Annotated in this window: 20 protein-coding genes; 8 read left to right on the plus strand and 12 right to left on the minus strand. The window is 36.2% G+C overall.

The window, feature by feature from the left end:
- Nucleotides 1-79: 79 nt before the first annotated feature.
- On the minus strand, nt 80-559 hold the full coding sequence (locus MODO_RS00970; protein WP_006257509.1) for a hypothetical protein: 480 nt from the start codon (nt 557-559) through the stop codon (nt 80-82).
- A gap of 1 nt (nt 560) precedes the next feature.
- Nucleotides 561-1784 (minus strand): BaiN/RdsA family NAD(P)/FAD-dependent oxidoreductase, encoded by a 1224-nt coding sequence (locus MODO_RS00975; RefSeq protein WP_006257510.1) that lies wholly within the window; start codon nt 1782-1784, stop codon nt 561-563.
- Between the two features lie 125 nt (nt 1785-1909).
- On the opposite strand from MODO_RS00975, the gene MODO_RS00980 reads away from it, so the two are divergent.
- Together MODO_RS00980 and MODO_RS00985 are read left to right on the plus strand one after the other, a co-directional pair.
- On the plus strand, nt 1910-2461 hold the full coding sequence (locus tag MODO_RS00980; protein WP_006257511.1) for a hypothetical protein: 552 nt from the start codon (nt 1910-1912) through the stop codon (nt 2459-2461).
- Between the two features lie 9 nt (nt 2462-2470).
- A complete protein-coding gene (locus tag MODO_RS00985; RefSeq protein ID WP_006257512.1) occupies nt 2471-2881 on the plus strand; it encodes a hypothetical protein in 411 nt (136 codons plus the stop codon).
- On the opposite strand, the gene MODO_RS19665 is transcribed toward MODO_RS00985, so the two are convergent.
- The 10 genes from MODO_RS19665 to MODO_RS01030 all read right to left on the minus strand — a co-directional run bounded on the left by MODO_RS19665 (nt 2878) and on the right by MODO_RS01030 (nt 11160).
- On the minus strand, nt 2878-3012 hold the full coding sequence (locus MODO_RS19665) for a hypothetical protein (protein WP_006257513.1): 135 nt from the start codon (nt 3010-3012) through the stop codon (nt 2878-2880). The genes MODO_RS00985 and MODO_RS19665 overlap by 4 nt on opposite strands.
- 26 nt (nt 3013-3038) lie before the next feature.
- Nucleotides 3039-3749: a carboxypeptidase-like regulatory domain-containing protein gene (locus tag MODO_RS00990; protein WP_225602620.1), complete on the minus strand. Its 711-nt coding sequence runs from the start codon at nt 3747-3749 to the stop codon at nt 3039-3041.
- A 73-nt stretch (nt 3750-3822) separates the two neighbouring features.
- Nucleotides 3823-4536 (minus strand): M949_RS01915 family surface polysaccharide biosynthesis protein, encoded by a 714-nt coding sequence (locus MODO_RS00995; protein WP_006257515.1) that lies wholly within the window; start codon nt 4534-4536, stop codon nt 3823-3825.
- Between the two features lie 11 nt (nt 4537-4547).
- Nucleotides 4548-5276, minus strand: coding sequence for a YqjF family protein (locus MODO_RS01000; protein WP_006257516.1), 729 nt, complete (start codon nt 5274-5276; stop codon nt 4548-4550).
- A 129-nt stretch (nt 5277-5405) separates the two neighbouring features.
- Nucleotides 5406-6413 carry a TQO small subunit DoxD gene (locus MODO_RS01005; protein WP_006257517.1) on the minus strand — a complete coding sequence of 336 codons (1008 nt, stop codon included), beginning with the start codon at nt 6411-6413 and terminating at the stop codon, nt 5406-5408.
- A 118-nt stretch (nt 6414-6531) separates the two neighbouring features.
- Entirely contained in the window at nt 6532-6921 is a 390-nt protein-coding gene (locus MODO_RS01010; RefSeq protein WP_006257518.1) for a hypothetical protein, read from the minus strand.
- A gap of 80 nt (nt 6922-7001) precedes the next feature.
- Nucleotides 7002-7502, minus strand: coding sequence for a hypothetical protein (locus MODO_RS01015; RefSeq protein ID WP_006257519.1), 501 nt, complete (start codon nt 7500-7502; stop codon nt 7002-7004).
- A gap of 8 nt (nt 7503-7510) precedes the next feature.
- On the minus strand, nt 7511-8455 hold the full coding sequence (locus MODO_RS01020; protein WP_006257520.1) for a hypothetical protein: 945 nt from the start codon (nt 8453-8455) through the stop codon (nt 7511-7513).
- A 468-nt stretch (nt 8456-8923) separates the two neighbouring features.
- Nucleotides 8924-9844, minus strand: a complete 921-nt coding sequence (locus tag MODO_RS01025) for a GYDIA family GHMP kinase (RefSeq protein WP_006257521.1) — start codon at nt 9842-9844, stop codon at nt 8924-8926.
- Complete coding sequence (locus MODO_RS01030; protein ID WP_006257522.1) at nt 9844-11160, minus strand: hydroxymethylglutaryl-CoA reductase, degradative; 1317 nt, start codon at nt 11158-11160, stop codon at nt 9844-9846. Before MODO_RS01030 ends, MODO_RS01025 begins: the two co-directional genes overlap by 1 nt.
- 213 nt (nt 11161-11373) lie before the next feature.
- Between MODO_RS01030 and MODO_RS01035 the strand changes: the two genes are divergently transcribed.
- The 6 genes from MODO_RS01035 (at nt 11374) to MODO_RS01060 (ending at nt 22398) form a co-directional block, all read left to right on the plus strand.
- Nucleotides 11374-13539, plus strand: coding sequence for a S9 family peptidase (locus MODO_RS01035; RefSeq protein ID WP_006257523.1), 2166 nt, complete (start codon nt 11374-11376; stop codon nt 13537-13539).
- An 83-nt stretch (nt 13540-13622) separates the two neighbouring features.
- Nucleotides 13623-15395, plus strand: coding sequence for a peptide MFS transporter (locus MODO_RS01040; protein WP_006257524.1), 1773 nt, complete (start codon nt 13623-13625; stop codon nt 15393-15395).
- 39 nt (nt 15396-15434) lie between these two features.
- Nucleotides 15435-16973 (plus strand): peptide MFS transporter, encoded by a 1539-nt coding sequence (locus tag MODO_RS01045; protein WP_006257525.1) that lies wholly within the window; start codon nt 15435-15437, stop codon nt 16971-16973.
- Between the two features lie 194 nt (nt 16974-17167).
- Complete coding sequence (locus MODO_RS01050; RefSeq protein ID WP_006257526.1) at nt 17168-17959, plus strand: GLPGLI family protein; 792 nt, start codon at nt 17168-17170, stop codon at nt 17957-17959.
- A complete protein-coding gene (locus MODO_RS01055) occupies nt 17943-20576 on the plus strand; it encodes a porin family protein (protein ID WP_006257527.1) in 2634 nt (877 codons plus the stop codon). The genes MODO_RS01050 and MODO_RS01055 overlap by 17 nt, the downstream gene beginning before the upstream one ends.
- A 178-nt stretch (nt 20577-20754) precedes the next feature.
- Nucleotides 20755-22398 (plus strand): MFS transporter, encoded by a 1644-nt coding sequence (locus tag MODO_RS01060; RefSeq protein WP_006257528.1) that lies wholly within the window; start codon nt 20755-20757, stop codon nt 22396-22398.
- Nucleotides 22399-22499: the final 101 nt, after the last annotated feature.

Here is a 22499-nt window from a genome sequence, read left to right on the forward strand (position 1 = left end):
AAACCAACGAAAAAGGCAGTAAAACCGAGGTTTTACTGCCTTCTCTGATATTTTTTATTTTTCTTTAAAACGATCGTTTCTATTTTCGATATTGTGCTATTGCCTTCTGTATTGCAGGCCTAAACTGTACGCTGATATAATCTTCACTAGTAGGGGCACTAAACATAAACATTGGATTCTCAGGAAATCCCTCTGTCGTTCTAAATAAGACGAAATAACTCTTACCTGCTTTACCCGCATTCATCCATTCGTCAAATTTATAATAATCAGCTACAGAGCGTCTCTCTCTCACCACGATCAGCACATCGTTTATCTCATTCCACTTGAGTTGCTTCTCTTTGAGTAGGCTTTTATACGTCACTCCTTCTACGTCTATACTTACTTTGATAAAAAAACATTTATAGACAAAAACGACGAATAGAAATAACATAACAGCACTAAGAGACTTGGCTAATCCATTGCCAACTTGTAGAAAGAAAATAGACATCCCTAAAAAAGGAAGTAAACAAAATACGAATAGCAATATCTTACTCGTCAAATTATAATAACTAAACCTCATCTTATTTATGTTCTATTTTAGTTGTTATTGCTAATGCAGCAAGGTATCCGTTCGTCCATGCATTCTGAAAATTAAACCCTCCTGTGATGGCATCTATATTTAAAATCTCCCCTGCAAAGTACAAATTATTGTGCAATTTACTTTCCATGGTTTTAAAGTTAACCTCTTTTAGGTCTACCCCTCCAGCAGTAACAAACTCGTCTTTAAACGTGCTTTTACCATTGACTTGATATTCTCCTTGAGTCAATTCCCCACATAGTATATCTAACTGCTTATTAGTCACATCTGCCCATTTGGTATCTTCTGCTATTCCTGATATCACGACCATGCGTTCCCATAGTCTATTAGGCAAATCTAATTCTATACGCTTAATCACATTCTTTTTTGCATGATCTTTACGGATGCGTTGCAATTCTTCTTTTAGAGACTCGAAGCTGTGCTGTGGCATCCAATTTACTGTGATATGAAACTGATATTTCTTGTCTGCTAATATTCTAGCACCCCAAGCAGAAAGACGCAATATACCAGGCCCACTCATCCCCCAGTGGGTAATTAATAAAGGCCCTGATGCTTCTAACTTAGTCCCCTTAACACTTACCTCAGCAGGTGTAGCTACTCCCATCAAATCTTTGATGCGTTTATCATTGATATTAAATGTAAATAATGAAGGTACTGGCTCTACTATCTTATGTCCTAATTCGGCTACTGTATTCCACATCTTAGGATTACTCCCCGTAGTCATGATTAGATAAGTCGCTTCGTAGTTACCTGTTGTGGTATCTAGCTTCCAACTGTTCTCTTTCTTAAAGATGCCCTGTACACTACTACTCGTGATGACTTCTATCTTCAGCTTCTGTACTGCCTTCATAAAACAGTCTATAATAGTCTGAGAAGAGTCTGTATCAGGGAACATTCTACCATCCTCTTCTATCTTTAATGTCACGCCATGTCTATCAAACCACTCAATAGTATCACCTGAACAAAACTGATGAAAAGGCCCTAATAGCTCTTTTGCACCACGAGGGTAGAACTGCGTTAATTCTTTCGGATCAAAACAAGCATGAGTCACATTACATCTTCCTCCTCCTGATATTCTTACTTTAGAAAGCACTTCTTTTCCTCTCTCGATAATCGCTATTTTTAGTCCTTTATTTTGTTCTGCAAGATTAATTGCAGTAAAAAAACCTGCTGCTCCACCTCCGACTAATATGACATCATAATTCATTGAAAAACCTATTTTAACGTTTAAGACTCTCTTCTAGAGTTTTTTTATTGAGTGTAAAAAATTATCTTTACGCCAACAAAGATACTTACTTACGATCGCACCACTATCATTGTTAAATTAAGAATATGAAAAAATTACCTTTCTTAGCTTTAATTGTCTTGTTCTCTATGTGTAAATCTGCTTCTCACGTAGCCACGAAACCGCCTAAAGAACTGACAGTAGATGAGCGTATCGAAAAAATCAAAGAGGAAGATAGACTTCCTGAAGAAGATGATGTAATGGATCTACCTGATTATGCTCAGGTGAGAGATGACTTTAGATCCGTTACTGACAAAACGAAAGCAAACTACCTTAGAGGAATGAATGCTTCTGCTGATAACTACTCTGTAGTCATCTTAACTAAAGGCTTTAAAGGAGAAAATATCTCTATCAAAGGAAATAGCAAGACCTACTACTACGCCATGACCATGAGTGATCTACGCTCTGGTATAGCGAAGTCTATCCGTGTAGACAACACGCAAAATATAGTATTAAAAGACAGTTATACAGGAGGCTCACTGACGATAGAAAGTGACCATGCTAAAATGTTTAAATTCATCTATGTGATGAAAAACAACGCAAATAAGGAAACTCCTTTTAAAGTGACATTTAGCAATACGCTACGTCCTGTTCGATAATCTTCAATAATGGAAAAAAGAGACCTTGTCCTTAGAATGATACAACAAACGGCTCAATTACTTAGAGCCGTTTTTAATTCGCTTCCTATCGATGACTTCGAGACCGAACAGCAAGTACAAGACTTCACCTCGTCTCTTAAGGAGAACTTACACCTAGATCTAGACAAATTTATCCTGCTTACAGATGAAGAAGTTCTGACTTACTTATTAACCATAGAGGGAATGGATATCGAAAATATAGAATCACTGGCTGACATCCTAAGACTACTAGCTCTCAAAACTCAAGATTCTTTAAACGAAAAAAGTGCTCTCCTAAATAGCAAAGCACTTCTGTTATTTCAATATGTATCAGATACATCTAAGACCTACGACTGGGGAAGAGAGAATAAAATTATCACCCTAAAAAGTCGTCTAACTTAGTTCTTAGAAGCTCTCTTTTCTTTAGCTCCGATCACTAAGGCAAACAACAATACTACTACTGCTGATATAAGCAGAAATAGCCCTATCCCAAAGTTTTGCATTGCTACTAGACTTGTACCTATAGATATCATTAATAATCCTACTATTAATACCCCCTTTACTTCTCTTCATATTTCTTTTTGTTTCTACTTTTTTTATACGCTTTTACTACTGCCTCACCCATAAAAATGTCAGTACTTGCTTCTAAATGAAAATCAATATTATTTGTTGATCTACCAACTTTGATTTTATTATCTTCAAATCCAATAAATGAAGCTACTAAAGTAAGCCTTTTAGTATTATATTTTTTAGGAATAACTAACTCATACTCTCCTTCCATATTAGTTTGAGTACCAATATTAGTTCCTTTAATCATAACAACTGTACCAGGTAATTCAAGGTTTGACTCATAAGCCTTTCCTTTAATCACTCTTGTATTCTCATTCTTAGTTTCATTCTGAACTAACGTTGGTAAAGGAGTACTTGTCTTAGTATCTTGACATACAGATTCCACCTTAGGTTTCTCTTGAGCTACAGCTGTACTTATAGTTGTTAGTGCTAACAAATTTACCATTGTAGCCACCATACCATTCAGTCCAAAAGACTTTCTGATTTTCTCTTCTTCTAAGTCTGTACCTATATACTGACGTGGAATACGTCCGCATATTTTTCCCTCTTTCTTAATATAATTGATGATATCTCGCTTACTTGCTTTAGAGAAGTCAACGACTACCTTATCACATACAGCACAGTGTCTCCCTTTATCTTGAGGAGCCATTTTATCCCAATCTTCATGACAGGGTTCTGGTATTTCGATTCTGTATTTCATAGTTACTAATATAGCGAATGATAACACAAACATAAATAATAAAAAACGCATAGTGGTATCTATGCGTTTTTTATTATTTAAAACTATTAGCTATTTTCTTCCAGCCTTCTTCTACCGACTTAGAGAATACTTTCTTTGTCTTATCTGCCTTTTCTACCACAGGTTTATCTACTTTGCCCTCGCTAGGTATAAATGCTCCTTTGGCTAGAATATTCTCTTCACCATTAAACAACATGACTTTTAAATCATATTCTCCTTTCTCTCCATCATTACAGCTCGTCACATAAGACACGATTACTTCAGTCACTCCATCATTATCTAAATCAGTAACAACTGTCCCCATAGGTACATATCCTATATATGGTGCAGGGCTTCCTTCACCGCAGGGTACGACATCATACATCTTCATCGTCATCACATAGCCATTATCATCGTCTTTATTCGTGAACATATACATATAGATTTCACCTTTCGTTCCAGAAGAATACTGACCAAACCCTTTCTGAGACAAGTCTCTATAAGGGAAATACCCCGTAGTCGTTAGAATCAATATTTTCTCTCCTTCTTTATCTTTCCAACTAATAGATTCCATTACAGTTCCTCTAAAGTCGAAGGTCTTCGGAATATCGTTATACAATAGCGTCTTTGCCTTAACAGGAGACTCCTTGTCATATATCTGCATCTTCCATTTAGGTTGTAAGGTACGTTCTAAGTTTCTTGTATTTTGTCCCATCACAACAGAAGAGATAAACAAAAAACTACAGCACAAAAAAAGTAATCTTGACATTATATACATTATTAGAGTTTGATTTTTTCTTTATCCCATGATACCACCACGACACCTTTAGAATAATGTTGTGCAATCACATCAGCTTCTGTCAAGTGCAGATCGCCTATACTATAATCAAACTCCATTGTATCAAATTTTATTGTTCTAATAGGCCATTCTTTATGGTGTATCTGATATCGAAACAGCTCCTCATGTACATATACATACAGACAATAACGCTCTGTCAACCACAAATCTAATGTAGACTTATCCTTAACTTTCTCCCCTTTTTGATATTCAAGTTTTAGAAAGAAGCGTTTCTTTTCGTTTAAAGATAGATAAGCATTTTTCTCACGAATTATATCTGACTTTTCATAAGGTAACCCAGATATCGTACGAGATACAAATGCAGATAGGCTTTTTCCTACTTCTATATTGATAAAATAAACTCCTGGTTTTCCATCTATCACAACATAAGTACGCACGTTAATCTCATCAAAATCAGATACCACACCCACTGCAGGTAAACGACGTGGACGAATATTCTCCATCGTGAATGGCACGATAGATACATAGTACTTCCCATCTAGACTATCCAGTTCTAAGTCTTCTGGCACTAAGGGTCTCAGTACCTCTAGAGGCACTTCAAAATGTAAAAAGATAGCTCTATTCCACTCTTGATAGAACTTCCAAGGTCCTTCAGGCAATGCCCAAGGACGATGGGACACTGAACTTAACACATCATCTATTTGGCTCATATTGTATTTTTTTACTAAGCAATTTACATAAATAAACACAACCTTATTACTATTTAAAGACAATTAATCTCAATCAAATATCCTCAAACCATCAAAAGCTGAATAGAAGCTACCTTATCACTATATTCATTAATTCACTTCAGCTGTCCACTCAATCCCACTGATATCTATCAGTCGAAGAACAACACTCTGTTTAGGATGAGCTACACCAGGCTCAAAAGTAAGATCAGCCTTTGCACCTAAAGGAATAATCAAACTGTGTTTACCAGGAGCTATCTTAGCTACATAGCGATTACTGATTTGTTCTTTACTCAGTTTTGACAGTGCTTCACCATCCCACTTCTGAATAACCTCTCCATCCCTAGTTTCTAATTGCACACCTATAAGGAATGATCCATATACATCTGCACCTTCTACACGATATACTTCAAACTTCAACTGTCCTTCTCTCCAAGTCACATCTGCCAACTCTAGCTTAGGCTTAACAGACTTATTGTGTAGAGTACCAAACACTCCTCCGTGGAAAACTTGATTCGTATATAATGTCAATAATAACACCGCAAAAGATCCTATGAATACCACAGGCTTAAGATTCTTAATAGGTAATTCTCCTGAGCCTAAGAAACCAAACCACTTCTTAGTCGTAAATGCCTTGCCTTTCTTTGCAAAATAATAATCTAGAGAACCATATCCACCTCCTGTCAAGAATAACATAAATCCTGTTGCTACACCTAGCACTCCTATCTGCCATTCGTCTAAACATGTAGTCCCTATCCAGCCAGAACCTAGTAAGATTCCCATCGCCAAAAAGAATACCCCTACAGACATCAGCCTAGTGAATAGACCTAACATAATAAACAATCCTACAATAGCCTCTACTATTGTAAAGATAACCATCGCCCACCATAGCATATCAGGATTGCTCACTAGATATTCTATAAGCGGTTTTATACCTAAAGCATTTGGCAAAAAATGATTAAACTTCGCACCAATATATCCTGCTTCTTCTTCTATTAATTTGTTCTCTAATATTAACCTACGCCAAAAAGCAGAGAAATAAGTCCATCCAACTACTAAGCGAATTCCAAGTGTAAAAAATCCAGCCGTTGTATACGACTGCTTATTAAAAATTTGCATGATTTTAAATTAAAATAGTGTAATCAATTTGTTTTAACTCATTAAAATACAAACCCATAGATCATTATCCCGTCGTTCATTCTAGAGAATAACAATACTTAGGTAAGTATATAAATCCTTACGCTATAGCTAATTTAAACTGCTGATATAATATATATTTAGGAGGGTCGGTTCCTGCTATATTAAGAATATAGTCTAATTGTACTCCCTTACTGTGGTGAAATAAAGCCAAGTCTACTCCCGTTGTATAAGCCAACGAACTCAACGATATTCCTTTTACTTTTTGCTTTAACTGCTTTGAAGAAACAGTTACAGATGAAGTCTCTACATCACAAGAAATCTGATTAACGCCTAATGCTTTATTTGCATTCAAAGAACGTTCTACCTGAAGTCCTGATACCTCAAAAAAAGCCTTCTTAGCAGAACAGCCAACTGTAGTAAACATCAAGAGTGCTATCCATAGATAACACTGTATTTGTACCGCTACTTTCTTTTTCAAGGTTAACATTTAATATATACTCTCATCATTAAAGGCTCAAAAATAGCCTTTTAAGTTTAATTTTAACAATTACAATTGACAAAGTATTGTTAAACTAGGCTTGTTAGATTTACGAGAAAGTTCTCTTCATCCACTCCTTCAACCTTAAAGCAAGCTACTGTACCAGGGTACATCTTCTCTCTAGACAATACAGACAGGCACTGATGATAATCTGCTAATCCATAAAAAGCACTTCCTATATCCACCATGACACCTTGTGGGTAAAAACAGACTATCTCTCCTTCTACCTGATCACCTAGCTCCTTTTTAAATACAGCCCAATGCTCTTCATAAAGCATTTTACTCTGTGACCATTGATCGAGAAACTCCTCATGACTTATTTCATTTAGAAACTCTTTATCCTCGTCTTCTAACAACGTTTCGGGCAAAAAGAACTCTTGATCTCTTATCTCAATATAACTATTCGTCCAACAGCCATTATGATTAGTCACACTGCGCAGATAATAGCCTTCTTCAGACACCTCATAATAACTGATACAGCCTTCCACTCCCTCGAGTTCTAAATGGTCATAACTATAATATGCATTCATATTTATTACTATTTATGAGGTATAAACTCATAAGGCATACACAATACCCTTTCTAATTTTCGCATTAGCTCTTCTTCTGTATCTGCATACGTAATATGATGTTCTAACATATTGTTCAAGTCCACATTGGTTGTTCCTTTAGAAACAGGGTGTTTAACCTTAACCAACGATACTTTAAACTGATTATCTATCCAGAACACCTCTATAAACAGTTTGTCATTACTAGCGAAGTACAGTAGCTCATTGGATTGATAACTCTTCTTTCCTCTTATCAGCTTATGAACGACAACATACCAATACCCGTACTGAACAAACGGTAGCAAATCCTGATCTGTCTGATTCAATAACTTTTGTACAACCTCTTTCACACTTCCCAGATCATGACTTTGACAGAGGACTTCATACTTCCTAAACTCACCTTCATAATCCCAACTACCGAGCACACGATTATACTCCATATATTCTACTTCATACCCTACCTTATCATTACTATACATCACATATATACCTCTACCATCCTTTATATTCTCAGCCGTAAATAATAAAGTATCTTCTAGATATCCCTCTCCTATTGGATTATTAATACCTACAGACCAATGTTCTGATACCGCTAATGTCCATGACCACTGCGTGGACTTTTCTATTTTCTCTATAATTTCTTTCTGACGCTTATAAAGTTGAGTCAAGTACTTACCATCACTTCCTTTCTTCTCACCTCCTTCTATATACGATAACCAATCTTTTAAGATATCCATGAACACCAACTTTCCCTCCTCAGTTAGATCATCTTCATATAGAACTACTTCACGCTTCAGCACTCCATATTCATCAAAATTACTTGAAGAAACAAGACGCTTATTCTCAGCAAAACTCAACAAAGTCACAATCCCTACCACCAAACTTCCCTTATGTCCTGCTAAATATTCATCGATGTCTAATATGATTCTTCTCATGGTACTCTTTTTATTGTGCTAAACGATCTTGTCTGTTATCATTCTTATACGGTGTCAAAAATACGAAAGACTATAATAATACTTTCTACCTGTGACGATATTGCCTACTTATGCCTACTAATAAACACTTATGGTCCCATAAACTGGGACACTATACAATAAAAAAAGAGGCTATCCTACAACAGATAACCTCTCCAGATTGTCATTCTCTCCAACTTGCTCATAAAGATTCAGACTTTCTTTACTTAAAACCTACATTAAGCATTAGTAAAGCCTTATGGTCAACATCTCTATTTAATTAAATCAGTACTCAAAACATAGCACTTATGCTTCTTCTTTAATTAATGATAGTCTCTTTGCGATATCAACCTAAGCATCACTAATGAATCCAATAGATTTTGTTTTAAAAATACTATATTATGAAAGGATAAATATAAAGCATTAAAATCAAAAATAGTAGTTAAACTTCTAAAAAAGAATCATATTCTCAAAGTTTACCATTACTTCATATCCTTTAGAACTAAAATACTCCAAAGGGTCATTTTTAGAAGCGACCATCACAAAATCTCCTCCCCAGCCTCCTAGACTTTTGATTGATCCGTCGAAGTCTGCAAATAAACTTTGCTTCACAGTAGCGACTCCTAATACCTCACTCATAATCTGCTCATGCTCATCCATTAGTTGACTAAACTCTTCTAATGTAGTGCTAACAGACATCGCCTTACTAATCTCTGATATACGCTCTACCTGATGGTGAATACCATGGCGTTTCGCTTTAAAATTAGCAATAGCCTCTTTACTGCTCTTCTTCTGATTTAGGTATACGAAGTATAAATGCTCTTTAAAAGACGGATTAAAGGACACCTGCTCTACCTCAGGATGGTTTACATCAGTTAAGGTATAAAAGATTCCTTGATCATGACGAGCACAGGCAATATCATATCCACTACCACCGAATGACTCCTGTAATAGTTGATATGGATTAATATTAAACCACTGCGCTACATTATTAATCCAAGTAGAAGAAGTCCCTAATCCCCATAAACGAGGAAAAGTTAGCTCAGATACCACCTCATATCCAGTTCCCTCTACTAGAATAGAAGGATTCTGTCTATGTGCAGCACGCAGTACATCTACTAGCGTTTTATAATACTCCGATTGATGTTCGATTTCATGCGTATCTAGTACATCTTGAAGAGGCACTACCTCACTCATCCAGATACTACCGTCCACATCATAGCTCGTCCAATGAATACAGTCACCTTCCTTCTCCTTTACCTTCAGTGATTGTCCATACTTAGTAGGCAAGGCAAAAGCCTTAGCTCCTTCTAGCACGACATACTCTCCTGAGATAAGCAGTTTTCCGTTACTATAATATTCTTTCACCATTATTTGCGAAGGCTTTCTAGCAGTTCTACTACTGCACTATGGGATACTACATTCTTTTCGAAATGAGCTACTACTTTTACTCTTTCTGCATCTGTTGCCTTGAACTGGTTTAGGATATTCATTAAGTGCATCTTCATGTGTCCTTGTTGAATACCTGTCGTTGTCAATGATTTTACAGCAGCGAAGTTCTGTGCTAATCCAGCTACAGCTATGATTTGCATTAACTCAGTAGCAGATGGACTCTGAAGCATCTTTAAAGCTACCTTTACCATAGGGTGTAATGAAGTTAATCCTCCCACAGTTCCTAGTGCTAGTGGCAAATCAATCCAGAATTTAAAGACACCATTCTCTATACTAGCATGAGATAAACTGCTATACTGACCACTGCGAGCAGCATAAGCATGTACTCCTGCCTCGATAGCTCTGAAGTCATTCCCTGTAGCTAGTACCACAGCATCTACCCCATTCATCACTCCCTTATTATGCGTTACTGCTCTAAAAGGCTCTACCTCTGCGATACGCACAGCTTGTACAAATTTCTCTGCGAATAACTGCGGTTCTTTAATATCCTTCCCTTTTAGGTCTTCGATCGGACAGCTAACTTCAGCTCTTACCACACAGTTAGGTACATAGTTAGACAGAATGCTCATCACTACATCTACTGCTTTCTCCTCTTCTGTAAACGCTGTACAGTTCATCGCCTCCGTTTTTAGCGTTTTAGCGATTTGCTCTAGACAAGAGTTAATGAAGTTTGCCCCCATACTATCTTTTGTCTCGAATGTCACATGCAGTTGATAATAATTATCCACATCAGCAGTCTTATCTCTTAGCTCGATCGCTGAGATACCTCCACCGCGCTTCTGCATATTCTGTGTGATAGAGTTCGTATCTTCATAGAACTTACTATCTATATCTTTAATAAACTGAACTAGTTTACTCTTGTCTCCTTTATATATAAAGTGTACTTGTCCTATCTTCTCTGTCCCTAGTATAGTAGTCTTAAATCCGCCTCGTTCTGACCAGAACTTAGCAGCCTTAGAAGCTGCAGCTACTACAGAACTCTCTTCTATCACCATCGGAATAGTGTACCATCTATCGTTAATTCTAAAGTTAGGAGCTACACCAAAAGGCAAATAGAAATTCGTAATCGTATTCTCTATAAACTCATCGTGAAGCTTCTGTAATTCCTCATCTGAATTCCAATATTGTTCTATCAATTCTACTGTATCAGCAGAATTAGAAAAATAGGTTTGTGCTATCCAATTGATTTTGTCTTGTTTACTCAACTTAGAGAATCCATTAATATTACCTTCCATCTTTATTTTTGTTTATGCCACAAAGATAACTCATTCTTACAAGGTTAAAAAAACTAAAAAAACAGCTATTAGTACTTTTTGTTTATGATATTATGATTTTTATTACCAAAATAGCTTCAACAGAATTAGACTTTTTTTGGTTTATTCGAAAAATAAATTGGTGTAAATCATATTTTTTCATTAAAATTGGAAGTTTTTTCGATTAAATAGATAATGAAACACCTTAACCTAACCCTACTATTTTGTATCATAGCTACCCAAATTGGGTTGGCTCAGAAACAAATTGCACAAGAAGAAATTTGGAACGGCACATTTAGAACGAAAGTAATGCAATCCGTTAATTCGATGGAAAAATCGAATCAATACTCACGCATTGAGCGCGTTGCTAAAGACCACCAAGAAATAAACCTTTATAACTTCGAAACACTAGAAAAAGCAAAAACAATCTTTTCTACTAGTGCGTTTAAAGATATTAAATCGATAGATACTTATATCTTCGATCATAAAGAAGAACAATTATTAATAGGAACGAACACCACTCCTATTTACCGTCGTTCTGCTTTAACTGATTTTTATTTGTTCAACCCAACTAAAAATTCACTAGTTAAAATAGCAGATCACAAAATATCTGAACCAACATTCTCTAATGATGGTTCTAAAATAGCTTATGCGTATCAGAATAACTTATATATCTATGATATCGCTTCTCAAAAAACACAACAGATAACGAATGATGGTAAGAAAAATCATATCATCAATGGTATCTCTGATTGGGTATACGAAGAAGAGTTTGGTATCGTACGCATGTTTGATTGGAATAAGAATGGAGACAAGATAGCTTATATTAAGTTTGATGAGACTGACGTTCCAGAATATTCAATGGATGTATATGGAACAGGACTTTATCCTACTCAAGATAAGTTTAAATATCCTAAAGCAGGAGAAAAGAACTCTCTAGTATCTATCCATATCTACGATGTGAAGTCTAACCAGACAAGTAAAGTAGACTTAAGCGAGTTCAACGATTTCTATATCCCTAGAATCAAATGGACAAATGACAATCAATACTTAAGTGCTCAAATCATCAATAGACATCAGAATGACTTAAAAGTATTCTTCATCGATGGAAATACATTAAGCAAAAAACTGATTCTAAATGAGACAGATAAGGCTTATGTAGATGTAGCTACGCTTAGCTTCTTAGACAACAACGATTTCGTATGGCTAAGTGAGAGAGATGGTCATAACCACCTATACTACTATAACAAAGAAGGTAAATTAGTAAACCAAATCACAAAAGGGAATTGGGAAGTAACGGATTACTACGGTATCGATACTAAATCTAAGAAACTTTACTTCCAGTCTGTAGAAGAAGGTTCTATCTATAGAGGAGTGTATTCTATAGACCTTAATGGAAAAAATAAAAAGAAACTATCTGAGAAACTAGGAACGAATAGAGCGATATTCAGCCCTAACTTCGAACAGTTTATCAATGTGTACTCTTCTAGTACAGTAGCTCCTACTTACACTTTACAACAGTCTAAAACAGGTAAAGTGGTAAAAGAAATTCTAAACAACAAAGAATTAGAGAGCAAATTATTAGACTATAACTTACCTACTAAAGAATTCATACAGATTCCTACTGTTAACGGATTACAGCTTAACGCTTGGGTAATGAAACCTAAAGACTTTGATCCTGCTAAGAAATATCCTGTGTTTATGTATCAGTACAGTGGTCCTGGATCACAACAAGTAGCTGATAAATGGCTAGACTCTAACGACTATTGGCATGCTATGCTTACTCAGAAAGGGTATATCGTAGTGACTGTAGATGGTAGAGGAACAGGATTCAGAGGAGCTGAGTTTAAAAAAATGACACAAAACCAATTGGGTAGATATGAAGTAGATGACCAGATCATCGCTGCTAAATACCTAGGTCAACAATCTTATGTAGATGCTAGCAGAATAGGTATCTGGGGATGGAGCTACGGAGGGTTTATGTCTTCTAATGCTATCCTACAAGGAAACGACGTATTCAAACTAGCTATCGCTGTAGCACCAGTGATTAACTGGAGATACTATGACAGTATCTATACTGAGCGCTATATGACTACTCCACAGGAGAACCAAGCTGGATATGATGATAACTCACCTATCACACATGCTTCTAAACTAAAAGGTCGTTACCTACTAGTACACGGTACTGCTGACGACAACGTACACGTACAGAATGCTATGGCTATGATAGAAGCGCTAGTACAAGAGAACAAAGACTTCGACTGGCTAATCTATCCAGATAAGAATCACGGTATCTCAGGAGGAAATACAAGATTACAATTATATACGAAGATGACTAATTTCATCTTAAACAATTTATAAGCCAAAATAACCTTACACCTAAAACCAACCAAAGTACTATATCACCAATAAGTACGAACTAAAACAAACTAATATTTACTTAAATGTCAGCAGAAACAGCTACAAACTCAAACCTGTTTAAATCTAATGTGCTTGGGCACCCAGCAGGGTTATTCGTTCTTTTCTTTACAGAGATGTGGGAGCGATTCTCTTTCTACGGAATGAGAGTATTGTTAATTCAATTCTTAACAGCTAAAGTTATCTTTGGCGATGCATTCTCAGGATGGGGATGGTCAGCAGAACAAGCAGGTGCACTATACGGTACTTATGCCATGCTATTATACTTAACACCTATCTTGGGTGGAGTTATTGCAGATAAATATATCGGTTCTAGATGGGCTGTAATTATCGGAGCTATCATCATGACTTTAGGTCACGCATCGATGGCTGCAGAAGGAATTTCTAAACTATGGTTCTTCGTAGGACTTGCATGTCTTGTGATCGGTACAGGTTTCTTTAAACCAAATATGCCTTCTATCTTAGGAGAAATGTACAAATCATTACCAGACAAAAAAGATGCTGCGTATACCATCTTCTATATGGGTGTAAACTCAGGTGCTTTCTTCGGAATGATGCTATGTGGATACTTAGCAGAGACTAAAGGATGGCACTACGGATTCGGATTAGCAGGTATCTTCATGCTATTAGGTACAATCCAATTCTGGTTAGCTAAACCATTAATGGGAGACTTAGGTGAGCTTAAAAAAGTAGACACTACAGTAGAGAAAACACCAGAGCAAATCAAAGAAGATCAAGATACTAAAAACCCTTACACACTAGTAGATTATATCTTAATCGCTATCGTATCTGTAATCGGTTTATTATATGCTTTCAATGATCCATTATCTAAAAACGGAGTACTAGATCTATTTGCATTCTTAGACACAGAAGCATTAAGAGGACAGAACATCATGGCTATTCTAGCCCTTATCACGTTCTTATACTTAGTGATCTCACGTATCTTGCGTTATGGAAAAGTGATTAGAGACAGAATGTTCGCTGTAATCTTATTAGCGTTCTTCTTAATGTTCTTCTTCATGAGTTTCGAACAAGGGGCTACATCGTTAGTACTTGTAGCGAGAGATTATGTAGACAGATCGTTAGAAGGAACTGCATTAATGGCTTTCAACATTATCAATACATGTCTTACAGTGATTCCATTGTTAATCATCTCATGGGTACTTATATTATTAGCAAAAGCTACTTGGTCAAAAATCGCGATGTCTAATATTATTTTATTCATCTGTTTTGCTGGTATCTGGGCTATGGCTATCTATATGTTGAACGCAGAGTTTAATAAAGAAGTATCTGAGATCACTGTATCTTGGTTCTCTATCTTGAACTCATTCTTCATTATTTCGTTAGCATCTACAGTGTCTAAACTGTGGGATTCTAAGTATAATCCATCGGCTGCATTTAAGTACGGTATCGGATTAATCTTCGTAGCTATCGGATTCTTAATCTTAGGTTTAGGATCTATGGGAGCTACTGACGGAGTAAAAATGTCGATTATATTCCTAATATTAACGTACTTATTCCATACCTTAGGGGAATTATTTATCTCACCTGTAGGACTGTCTTATGTTTCTAAACTAGTACCTGGCAAGATGCTTGCATTCATGTTCGGTATGTGGTATTTAGCCTTAGCTATTGCTCAGAAATTTGCAGCCATCTTAGGGGGACAAATCGAAAATATTAAAGAAGAGTACTCACTTAGTCACTTCTTCTTCCTATTCACATTAATACCTTTTGCAGCAGCAATCATGGTAATGCTAGTGAACCCATTATTGAAAAAACTAATGCACGGTGTTCGATAAGAACACAGTGCATTGCACAATAATAAATAACTAAAAAAAATGAGTCAACAACAGACATTAGAAGAGATTCAGAATTTCTCAGGTAAATACCCTAAGCAAATCTGGAGCTTATTCTTCTCAGAGATGTGGGAGCGTTTTAGCTTCTATGGAATGAGAGGAATGTTGGTTTTCTTTATGATCGACCAACTACACTTTGAAGAAGCACAAGCTAACTTACAGTATGGAGCTACACAAGCATTCGTTTACGCATTCACATTCTTAGGAGGTATTTTCGCTGATAAAATCTTAGGTTTCCGTAAATCTCTTTTCTGGGGAGGCTCGATGATGATCTTAGGTAGTATTATTCTAGCTATAGATCCACACGCTTACTTTTTCGTAGGTATTGCATTTACTGTAATTGGTACAGGTTTCTTTAAACCGAATATCTCTACTATGGTAGGATATTTATACAAAAAAGGGGACGAACGTACTGATGCTGGTTTCTCATTATTCTATGCAGGGATTAACTTAGGAGCACTTATCGGAGGATACTTATGTATCGCTATCGGTAAAGGACACTTATTCCAAGACTCTATCGCTGTAGAGAACCGTTGGAGTGTAGCTTTTGGTTTAGCTGCTTTCGTGATGTTAGTGAGTTTAATCAACTTCATCTTTACAAAACGTCATTTAGGACCTATCGGACTACAGCCTATGCAAGTAGCTAAAGATGGTAGTGAGACTAAAATGCCTTTATGGAAAGAAGTAGGGACATACATCCTTACGTTTGCGATGGTACCTGTTATCGTATTCATGATTGATAACACAGACTATACTGCATACTTTATGTACACAGTAGGACCATTAGCATTAATCTACTTATTCTATGAAATGACGAAGCTGACTAGTGCGGAGCGTAAAAAGATTATCGCTGCCCTAGTATTTATCTTCTTCTCTATTCTATTCTTCGGTATCTATGAGCAAGCAGGAGGATCATTAAGCATCTTCGCAGCGAAGAACTTAAACTCTGATTTACTAGGTATGCACTTAGATCCTAACGGAGTGAATAACTCAGGAGGAGCTTTCTTCATCATCTTCATCGCACCTATCTTAGGTCTATTATGGATCTGGATGGCTAAGAAGAAAATAGAGCCAAATACAGTAATGAAGTTCGGTTTAGGATTTATCCTATTAGGAGCTGGATACTATGCATTATTTGCTACACGTCTATTCGCTGACGCAGCAGGTATGACATCATTAGACTTCTTTACTTTTGCCTTATTGATTATTACTTTAGGGGAGCTGTGTTTATCACCGATTGGTCTATCAATCATGACTAAACTTTCTACAGCTAATCTACAAGGGATGATGATGGGTATGTGGTTCTTAGCTAGTGCTTACGGACAGTATGTAGCAGGTATCTTAGGAGCTGCTATGTCTAAGAGTCGTTCTGAAGTAGCTACTGGTAACCATCCTAACTATGATGCTCTATTAGCGTATACTGATGGGTATAAAGATTTAGGATTATATGCAGTAATCGCAGGGGTAGTGTTAATCGCACTTTCTCCACTTATGAAAAAACTTATGCAAGAAGTTAGATAGTTCACTATCTATTCTAATCTAATATACAAAAGCGTCTTAGGCAACTAAGGCGCTTTTTTTATGCAATACTTTCAATAAACAAATAAAAACAATAAAACGAACCAGCTTTCCTTCCTTAGTTTTTAAGATTTAATTAATAATATTTACAATATCTGATCTATACACAACGTTCTAACAAGAACTAAAACTTAGATATGTATAAATCAACCTATTACTTATTTATTATTCTATTCTTATGTGTTATTGGATATGCCCAAGATACCAATTACGGCATCACTTATCTAAAGACAACAACTTCTGATGCTCATATCATCTCAGCAGAAGACAAACTATACATTAGCCCTAAAGAAGATAAAAGTCTATACATTAATGGCAAATACAAATTCACTAAAGAGCCTCCCAGAGAGCCAAATGAAATAGTGATTTACGATAAACAAGAATTTGAAGAGTTCTTCTACTTTGACTTTAAGAAGAACCTGCTCTATTCAAGAATAAAGCCTTGGGAAGCGCGATACTTTATCAAGGAAGATATTCCTCAAATGGATTGGCAACTACACGATGAAACCAAGACAACTAAAGAAAATGTATTACTTCATAAAGCTACACTAAGCTTCAGAGGGAGAAACTATACTGTGTGGTATTCTATGGACTACCCTATTCAGATAGGGCCATGGAAGTTTAATAACTTACCTGGTCTTGCTTTTGAGATTACAGAAGAAGACCATCGATATCACTGGCAATTAACCAAAATAGAAACAAACAAATTTAAAGTACTTCCTATGAAATACGATATCTCTCGTGCTACTATGACTCTACAAACTTATCTAACGAGTTATCAAGCCGAGGTAGAGAATTATGATATGGGGTTATCTAGGTTATTTGGCAGTATACCTGGTGTAGAAGTATTAGAAACAATTACTGATGGGAATGACTTTAAAAAATCTAGAAATATGGACTTAGAGCGAAAATATGAGTGGGAAGAGTAATATAATTATCCTATTAATACTCCTGTGCACTTACCTAACTCAAGCACAGCATATCACTACACGACTACTAGATAGTCAGGGTGTAGAGATAATCCGTGCCACAGTATTTCTACAAGACCAAAACAATAAAACCTTAGCGTATACCTCATCTAACAATGAAGGACTAGTAGAGTTTAAAAACATAGCGAACCACCCTACTGCCTCTCAACTTACGATACAAAAAGTAGGAATAGAGAAAACGACTATTGCCCTAGATGCTACTAAGAACAACTATGGCCTAGACACATCCCTATACCTACTCTCTTCTGCGGAAGTACTCAACGAGATCACCATTAAGGCTACTTCACCCATCACAGTGAAGAAGGATACTGTAGTCTATAATGTCAAACAGTTCTCTAAAGGAGATGAACGCGTCATCGAAGACCTACTCAAGAACCTACCAGGGCTAGAGATTAGTACTGATGGGAAGATCAGTGTCAATAATCAAGAAGTAGAAAAGGTCATGGTAGATGGCACAGACCTCTTCGATAGAGGATACAGAGTGCTGACTAAGAATATGCCTGTCAATCCGGTAGAAGAAGTAGAACTATTACAAAATTATTCTGAGAACAAACACCTGACAGATCTAAACCCTGCTAAGAAAATAGCACTTAACCTTAAACTCAGTGAAAAGGCTAAGCGTGTATGGTTTGGCAATGTCGAGGCGGGAGCTGGTGTACGTGATAAAGAGGTACATGGTGTAAGATCAAACATCATGAACTTTGGCAAAAAGACGAAGTTCTACTCTATCTTACAGTCTAACAATATTAGCTATGATGCTACGGGCGACCTTAGCTCGTTTCTAAATAGTAATAAAGGGGAAATAGCAACTCCTACTGCCCTATCTAATCCTATCAATATTGACAATATCTCACTAAGCCTCAGAAACCATCGATATAAGGATAACAATAACCAGTTTGCTTCTATCAACACGGCTGTGACTCTATCTCCTAAAGTAGAAGTGAAGATATCAGGGCTGTTTAATAAAGAGACTCTACTAGGCAAAAGGTCTATGGATCAGACTCTATATACTCCAGATCATTCCTATCACAATATAGAAATGATGAACAATAAGAACAGAAGTAACTTCTCGTTTCTAAAAGGAGATATGGTCTACGATATCAATAAAACCTCTACACTGAAATATGATCTAAAAGGCAATATCTCAAATAGTAAAATCAATAGTGATGTACGCTACAACGATATTTCGAATAATCAAGCTCTAGATAATGAGAACAAAAGAGTAGAACAAAACTTAGAGTACACCACTAAGCTATCTGATAGAGAAGCTTTAGTGCTTAGCTATAAGAATATCTATGAGCAGAACACTCAAGATTATATCAATACGCCTAATATCTATATACAGGATGCGACAGCGCCATTCAGTCAACTCGTTCAGAATAAAATGAACTATCACACTGTACAGGCCAGCTATAAAGGAATGATGAAAGGTAACCACCTACTTCACATCACGCTAGGGAATACGAACACGAACACACATCTCTACAGTCTAAACAACTTAGCAGATGATGACATCTATACTAACAAGAATAACTCAACCTTAAAAGTAAACGAACTCTATGCAAAGGCATTGACGAAGATGACATGGGGTACGTGGAGTATGGGGACAAGTATCTCGGCTTCCTTATTTGACAATAAGTTAAAGTCAATAACTACGGATAACAGCCTTCAGAAGTTAGTCATAAGCCCACACTTCTCTATCGAAAAAAGAATTAATGACAAGAACAAAATAGACATCTATTATAAATATGGTTATACCAATATCAATGCTGCCAAAACCTATGATGGGTATATACAGACATCGTATAGAAGCTTCTTAAGAGGAACTACTAACCTAGATCCTTTCACAAATAATGCAGTAGGTCTGACTTATACATTAGGCAACTACCACGATAGGTCATTCTCTACGGTGACGATATCGTATAATAAGTACAACGACTTTTATACACAGAATAACTATATCTATCCTAACCATACGAAGAGTAATATATCTACTATAAAGAACAATGAGAGCTACTTCATACTAGCCTCTACAGATTACTATTTCCAAAAGCTAAAACACAACCTAAAGCTGAGTCTAAATGCTAATCAAGCTGACTTCTATAATACGCTAAATGATTCTGAGACGAGACGGGTCAGAAGCACATCACTTACCTATGGAATAGAGCTGAAGTCTAACCTTAGATCAAGGTTTAACTATGCCGTAAGTACGAATTGGTTTACTACGTATATGAACATCATTAGCACTGAGCGTTTTATAGATACAGAGACTAAACTGACTGCTAAATATAAATTGAAAGATACCCTCTTCTTAAACCTAATCAGTGAGTTATATTCTTTCGATAAGGTGGCACCTAGTCGTAAGTATTACACCTTTTTAGACTTTAATATTGCGTATATCCCTAATAAGTCGAAGTGGAACGCGCGTCTAGAGTTAACGAACCTCTTTAATACTAAGACGTATGCAAACTACGCCTTAACAGACTACAGCAGTACCTCTACGACCTATAAGCTATTAGGAAGACAACTACTACTCAGTGTAAATTATTCTTTTTAAACTTAATAAAAGCACCTTAGACAACTAAGGCGCTTTTATTATATCATATATACATCATCATAATTACTCAGATTACATCTATATTTCTATTTGAATAACATTTTTTTGGTTATCATCCATTGCAGTTTAGAATATACAACTTAACTTACCACCTATAATTTTTAAATCACCTATCACCATGTCACAGTCCAATAAAACGTTGAGACAAACAATAACATCATTCAATAAAAACTTCTGGATAGCCAGCTTTATGGAACTGATGGAACGGTGGGCATGGTATGGTATCTATACCTTATTAGGATTATATTTAGTAGGCTCTACTGACATGGGAGGACTTGGTTTTAACCATATCCAAAAAGGTAGTATCATGGGAGGCGTTGTAGCTATCCTATACTTTTTACCTCTATTATTTGGAGTTATTGCTGACCGTATAGGGTATAAGATCTCATTGATTATTTCCTTTATCATTATGATTGCTGGTTACTATCTTTTAGGAGAAGTAACAACCTATACCAATGTCTATGCAACATTTTTATTAGTTGCTGTAGGTGCAGCATTCTTTAAACCTGTAGCATCCGCAATTATTGCTAGTAATACTGACGAAAATTCTGGAACACTTGGCTTCGGTATATTCTACATGATGGTTAACATCGGAGGGTTTATCGGACCAGCAATGTCATCAGGCTTACGTACTACATTTGGTTGGAAGATTATATTTATACAAGCAGCTATCGTTATAGCAATAAACTTATTTGTAGTAATATTTTTCTACAAAGAATCAAAAGTAGAGAAACCTAAAGACTCTATTGGTAAAGCGATCAAAGATTCTGTATTAGGAATCTTCGAAGCACTAAAAGATGTACGTCTAGGAATACTATTATTATTAATGATTGGGTTCTGGACGATGTTCAACCAACTGTTCAACACACTGCCTAACTTTATTGAAGACTGGGTTAACTCTGCTACATTAAGTACTTGGATTAATGAAAATATACCATTCTTAGGAACATTACTTACTCAAGATGGTCAAGTAAAACCAGAATGGTTTACTAATATAGATTCATTGATGATTATTATCTGTCAAGTTAGTGTCTCATACTTTGTGATAAAAATGCGCCATATCAATGCGGTAATCAGAGGTGCAATAATCGCGAGTATAGGGGTAGGACTTACATTCTACACACACAACCCATTGTTTACCATATTAGGTACAATGATCTTCTCTATCGGAGAGATGATGTCTAGCCCTACTGTATCTTCATTTATAGCATTGATTACACCTAAAGGTAAGGATGGACTTTACCAAGGGACATACTTCTTACCTGTGGCAGCTAGTTACTATGTGACAAAATTCATATCAGGTGATTTATATCAAGCATGGTCAGACAAACTATCACTACTAAAAACAGAGATGGCTACTAGAAGCATAGATATGCCAGAAGTGGTAACACATGAACAGTTCATGGAACAAGGATCAAAGACTCTAAATATGTCTCTATCTGCCTTCGAAAAGCAGTTTAACCTTAAAGCGGACAGTGTAGATTGGTCACAAGTGGCTACCTCTTTTAAAGAATACGCTATCAATAAAGGTATTGACATTAGCCAAGTACACTTCCCATTCTCTAAGAATGAGTACTTCGCTTTAGCAGAACAGAAGTTAAGCATGTCTCACTGGGAGATGGTAGATATGCTATGGAGCACTTATAATCCAAACAAGATATGGTATGTGGTATTCGGTATCGGGATGTTCTCTGTGGTCACACTAGTCATCTACGACAGACTAGTCATCAGACCTCTAGAACAGAAAAAAGCAAATCAATAAATACTCATATAAACGCCTTAGTAATCTAAGGCGTTTTTTTATGTTTATACATTATCTAGTTCTCTATACTAGCGTGTGCTAAAGAGGCTCCATATCAACTT

The organism is Myroides odoratimimus, assembly GCF_001485415.1.
In the GTDB taxonomy this organism is placed as follows: domain Bacteria; phylum Bacteroidota; class Bacteroidia; order Flavobacteriales; family Flavobacteriaceae; genus Flavobacterium; species Flavobacterium odoratimimum.

What these genes read in the sequence shown, in the direction of transcription:
- MODO_RS01020 (WP_006257520.1), bottom strand. Translation starts at nt 8,455, where the DNA reads ATGAGAAGAATCATATTAGACATCGATGAATATTTAGCAGGACATAAG.
- MODO_RS01010 (WP_006257518.1), bottom strand. Translation starts at nt 6,921, where the DNA reads ATGTTAACCTTGAAAAAGAAAGTAGCGGTACAAATACAGTGTTATCTA.
- MODO_RS00990 (WP_225602620.1), bottom strand. Translation starts at nt 3,749, where the DNA reads ATGAAATACAGAATCGAAATACCAGAACCCTGTCATGAAGATTGGGAT.
- MODO_RS01045 (WP_006257525.1), top strand. Translation starts at nt 15,435, where the DNA reads ATGAGTCAACAACAGACATTAGAAGAGATTCAGAATTTCTCAGGTAAA.
- MODO_RS01005 (WP_006257517.1), bottom strand. Translation starts at nt 6,413, where the DNA reads ATGCAAATTTTTAATAAGCAGTCGTATACAACGGCTGGATTTTTTACA.
- MODO_RS01055 (WP_006257527.1), top strand. Translation starts at nt 17,943, where the DNA reads ATGAGTGGGAAGAGTAATATAATTATCCTATTAATACTCCTGTGCACT.
- MODO_RS01040 (WP_006257524.1), top strand. Translation starts at nt 13,623, where the DNA reads ATGTCAGCAGAAACAGCTACAAACTCAAACCTGTTTAAATCTAATGTG.
- MODO_RS00995 (WP_006257515.1), bottom strand. Translation starts at nt 4,536, where the DNA reads ATGTCAAGATTACTTTTTTTGTGCTGTAGTTTTTTGTTTATCTCTTCT.
- MODO_RS01035 (WP_006257523.1), top strand. Translation starts at nt 11,374, where the DNA reads ATGAAACACCTTAACCTAACCCTACTATTTTGTATCATAGCTACCCAA.
- MODO_RS19665 (WP_006257513.1), bottom strand. Translation starts at nt 3,012, where the DNA reads ATGATATCTATAGGTACAAGTCTAGTAGCAATGCAAAACTTTGGGATA.
- MODO_RS01025 (WP_006257521.1), bottom strand. Translation starts at nt 9,844, where the DNA reads ATGGTGAAAGAATATTATAGTAACGGAAAACTGCTTATCTCAGGAGAG.
- MODO_RS00975 (WP_006257510.1), bottom strand. Translation starts at nt 1,784, where the DNA reads ATGAATTATGATGTCATATTAGTCGGAGGTGGAGCAGCAGGTTTTTTT.
- MODO_RS01050 (WP_006257526.1), top strand. Translation starts at nt 17,168, where the DNA reads ATGTATAAATCAACCTATTACTTATTTATTATTCTATTCTTATGTGTT.
- MODO_RS00980 (WP_006257511.1), top strand. Translation starts at nt 1,910, where the DNA reads ATGAAAAAATTACCTTTCTTAGCTTTAATTGTCTTGTTCTCTATGTGT.
- MODO_RS00985 (WP_006257512.1), top strand. Translation starts at nt 2,471, where the DNA reads ATGGAAAAAAGAGACCTTGTCCTTAGAATGATACAACAAACGGCTCAA.
- MODO_RS01030 (WP_006257522.1), bottom strand. Translation starts at nt 11,160, where the DNA reads ATGGAAGGTAATATTAATGGATTCTCTAAGTTGAGTAAACAAGACAAA.
- MODO_RS01060 (WP_006257528.1), top strand. Translation starts at nt 20,755, where the DNA reads ATGTCACAGTCCAATAAAACGTTGAGACAAACAATAACATCATTCAAT.
- MODO_RS00970 (WP_006257509.1), bottom strand. Translation starts at nt 559, where the DNA reads ATGAGGTTTAGTTATTATAATTTGACGAGTAAGATATTGCTATTCGTA.
- MODO_RS01000 (WP_006257516.1), bottom strand. Translation starts at nt 5,276, where the DNA reads ATGAGCCAAATAGATGATGTGTTAAGTTCAGTGTCCCATCGTCCTTGG.
- MODO_RS01015 (WP_006257519.1), bottom strand. Translation starts at nt 7,502, where the DNA reads ATGAATGCATATTATAGTTATGACCATTTAGAACTCGAGGGAGTGGAA.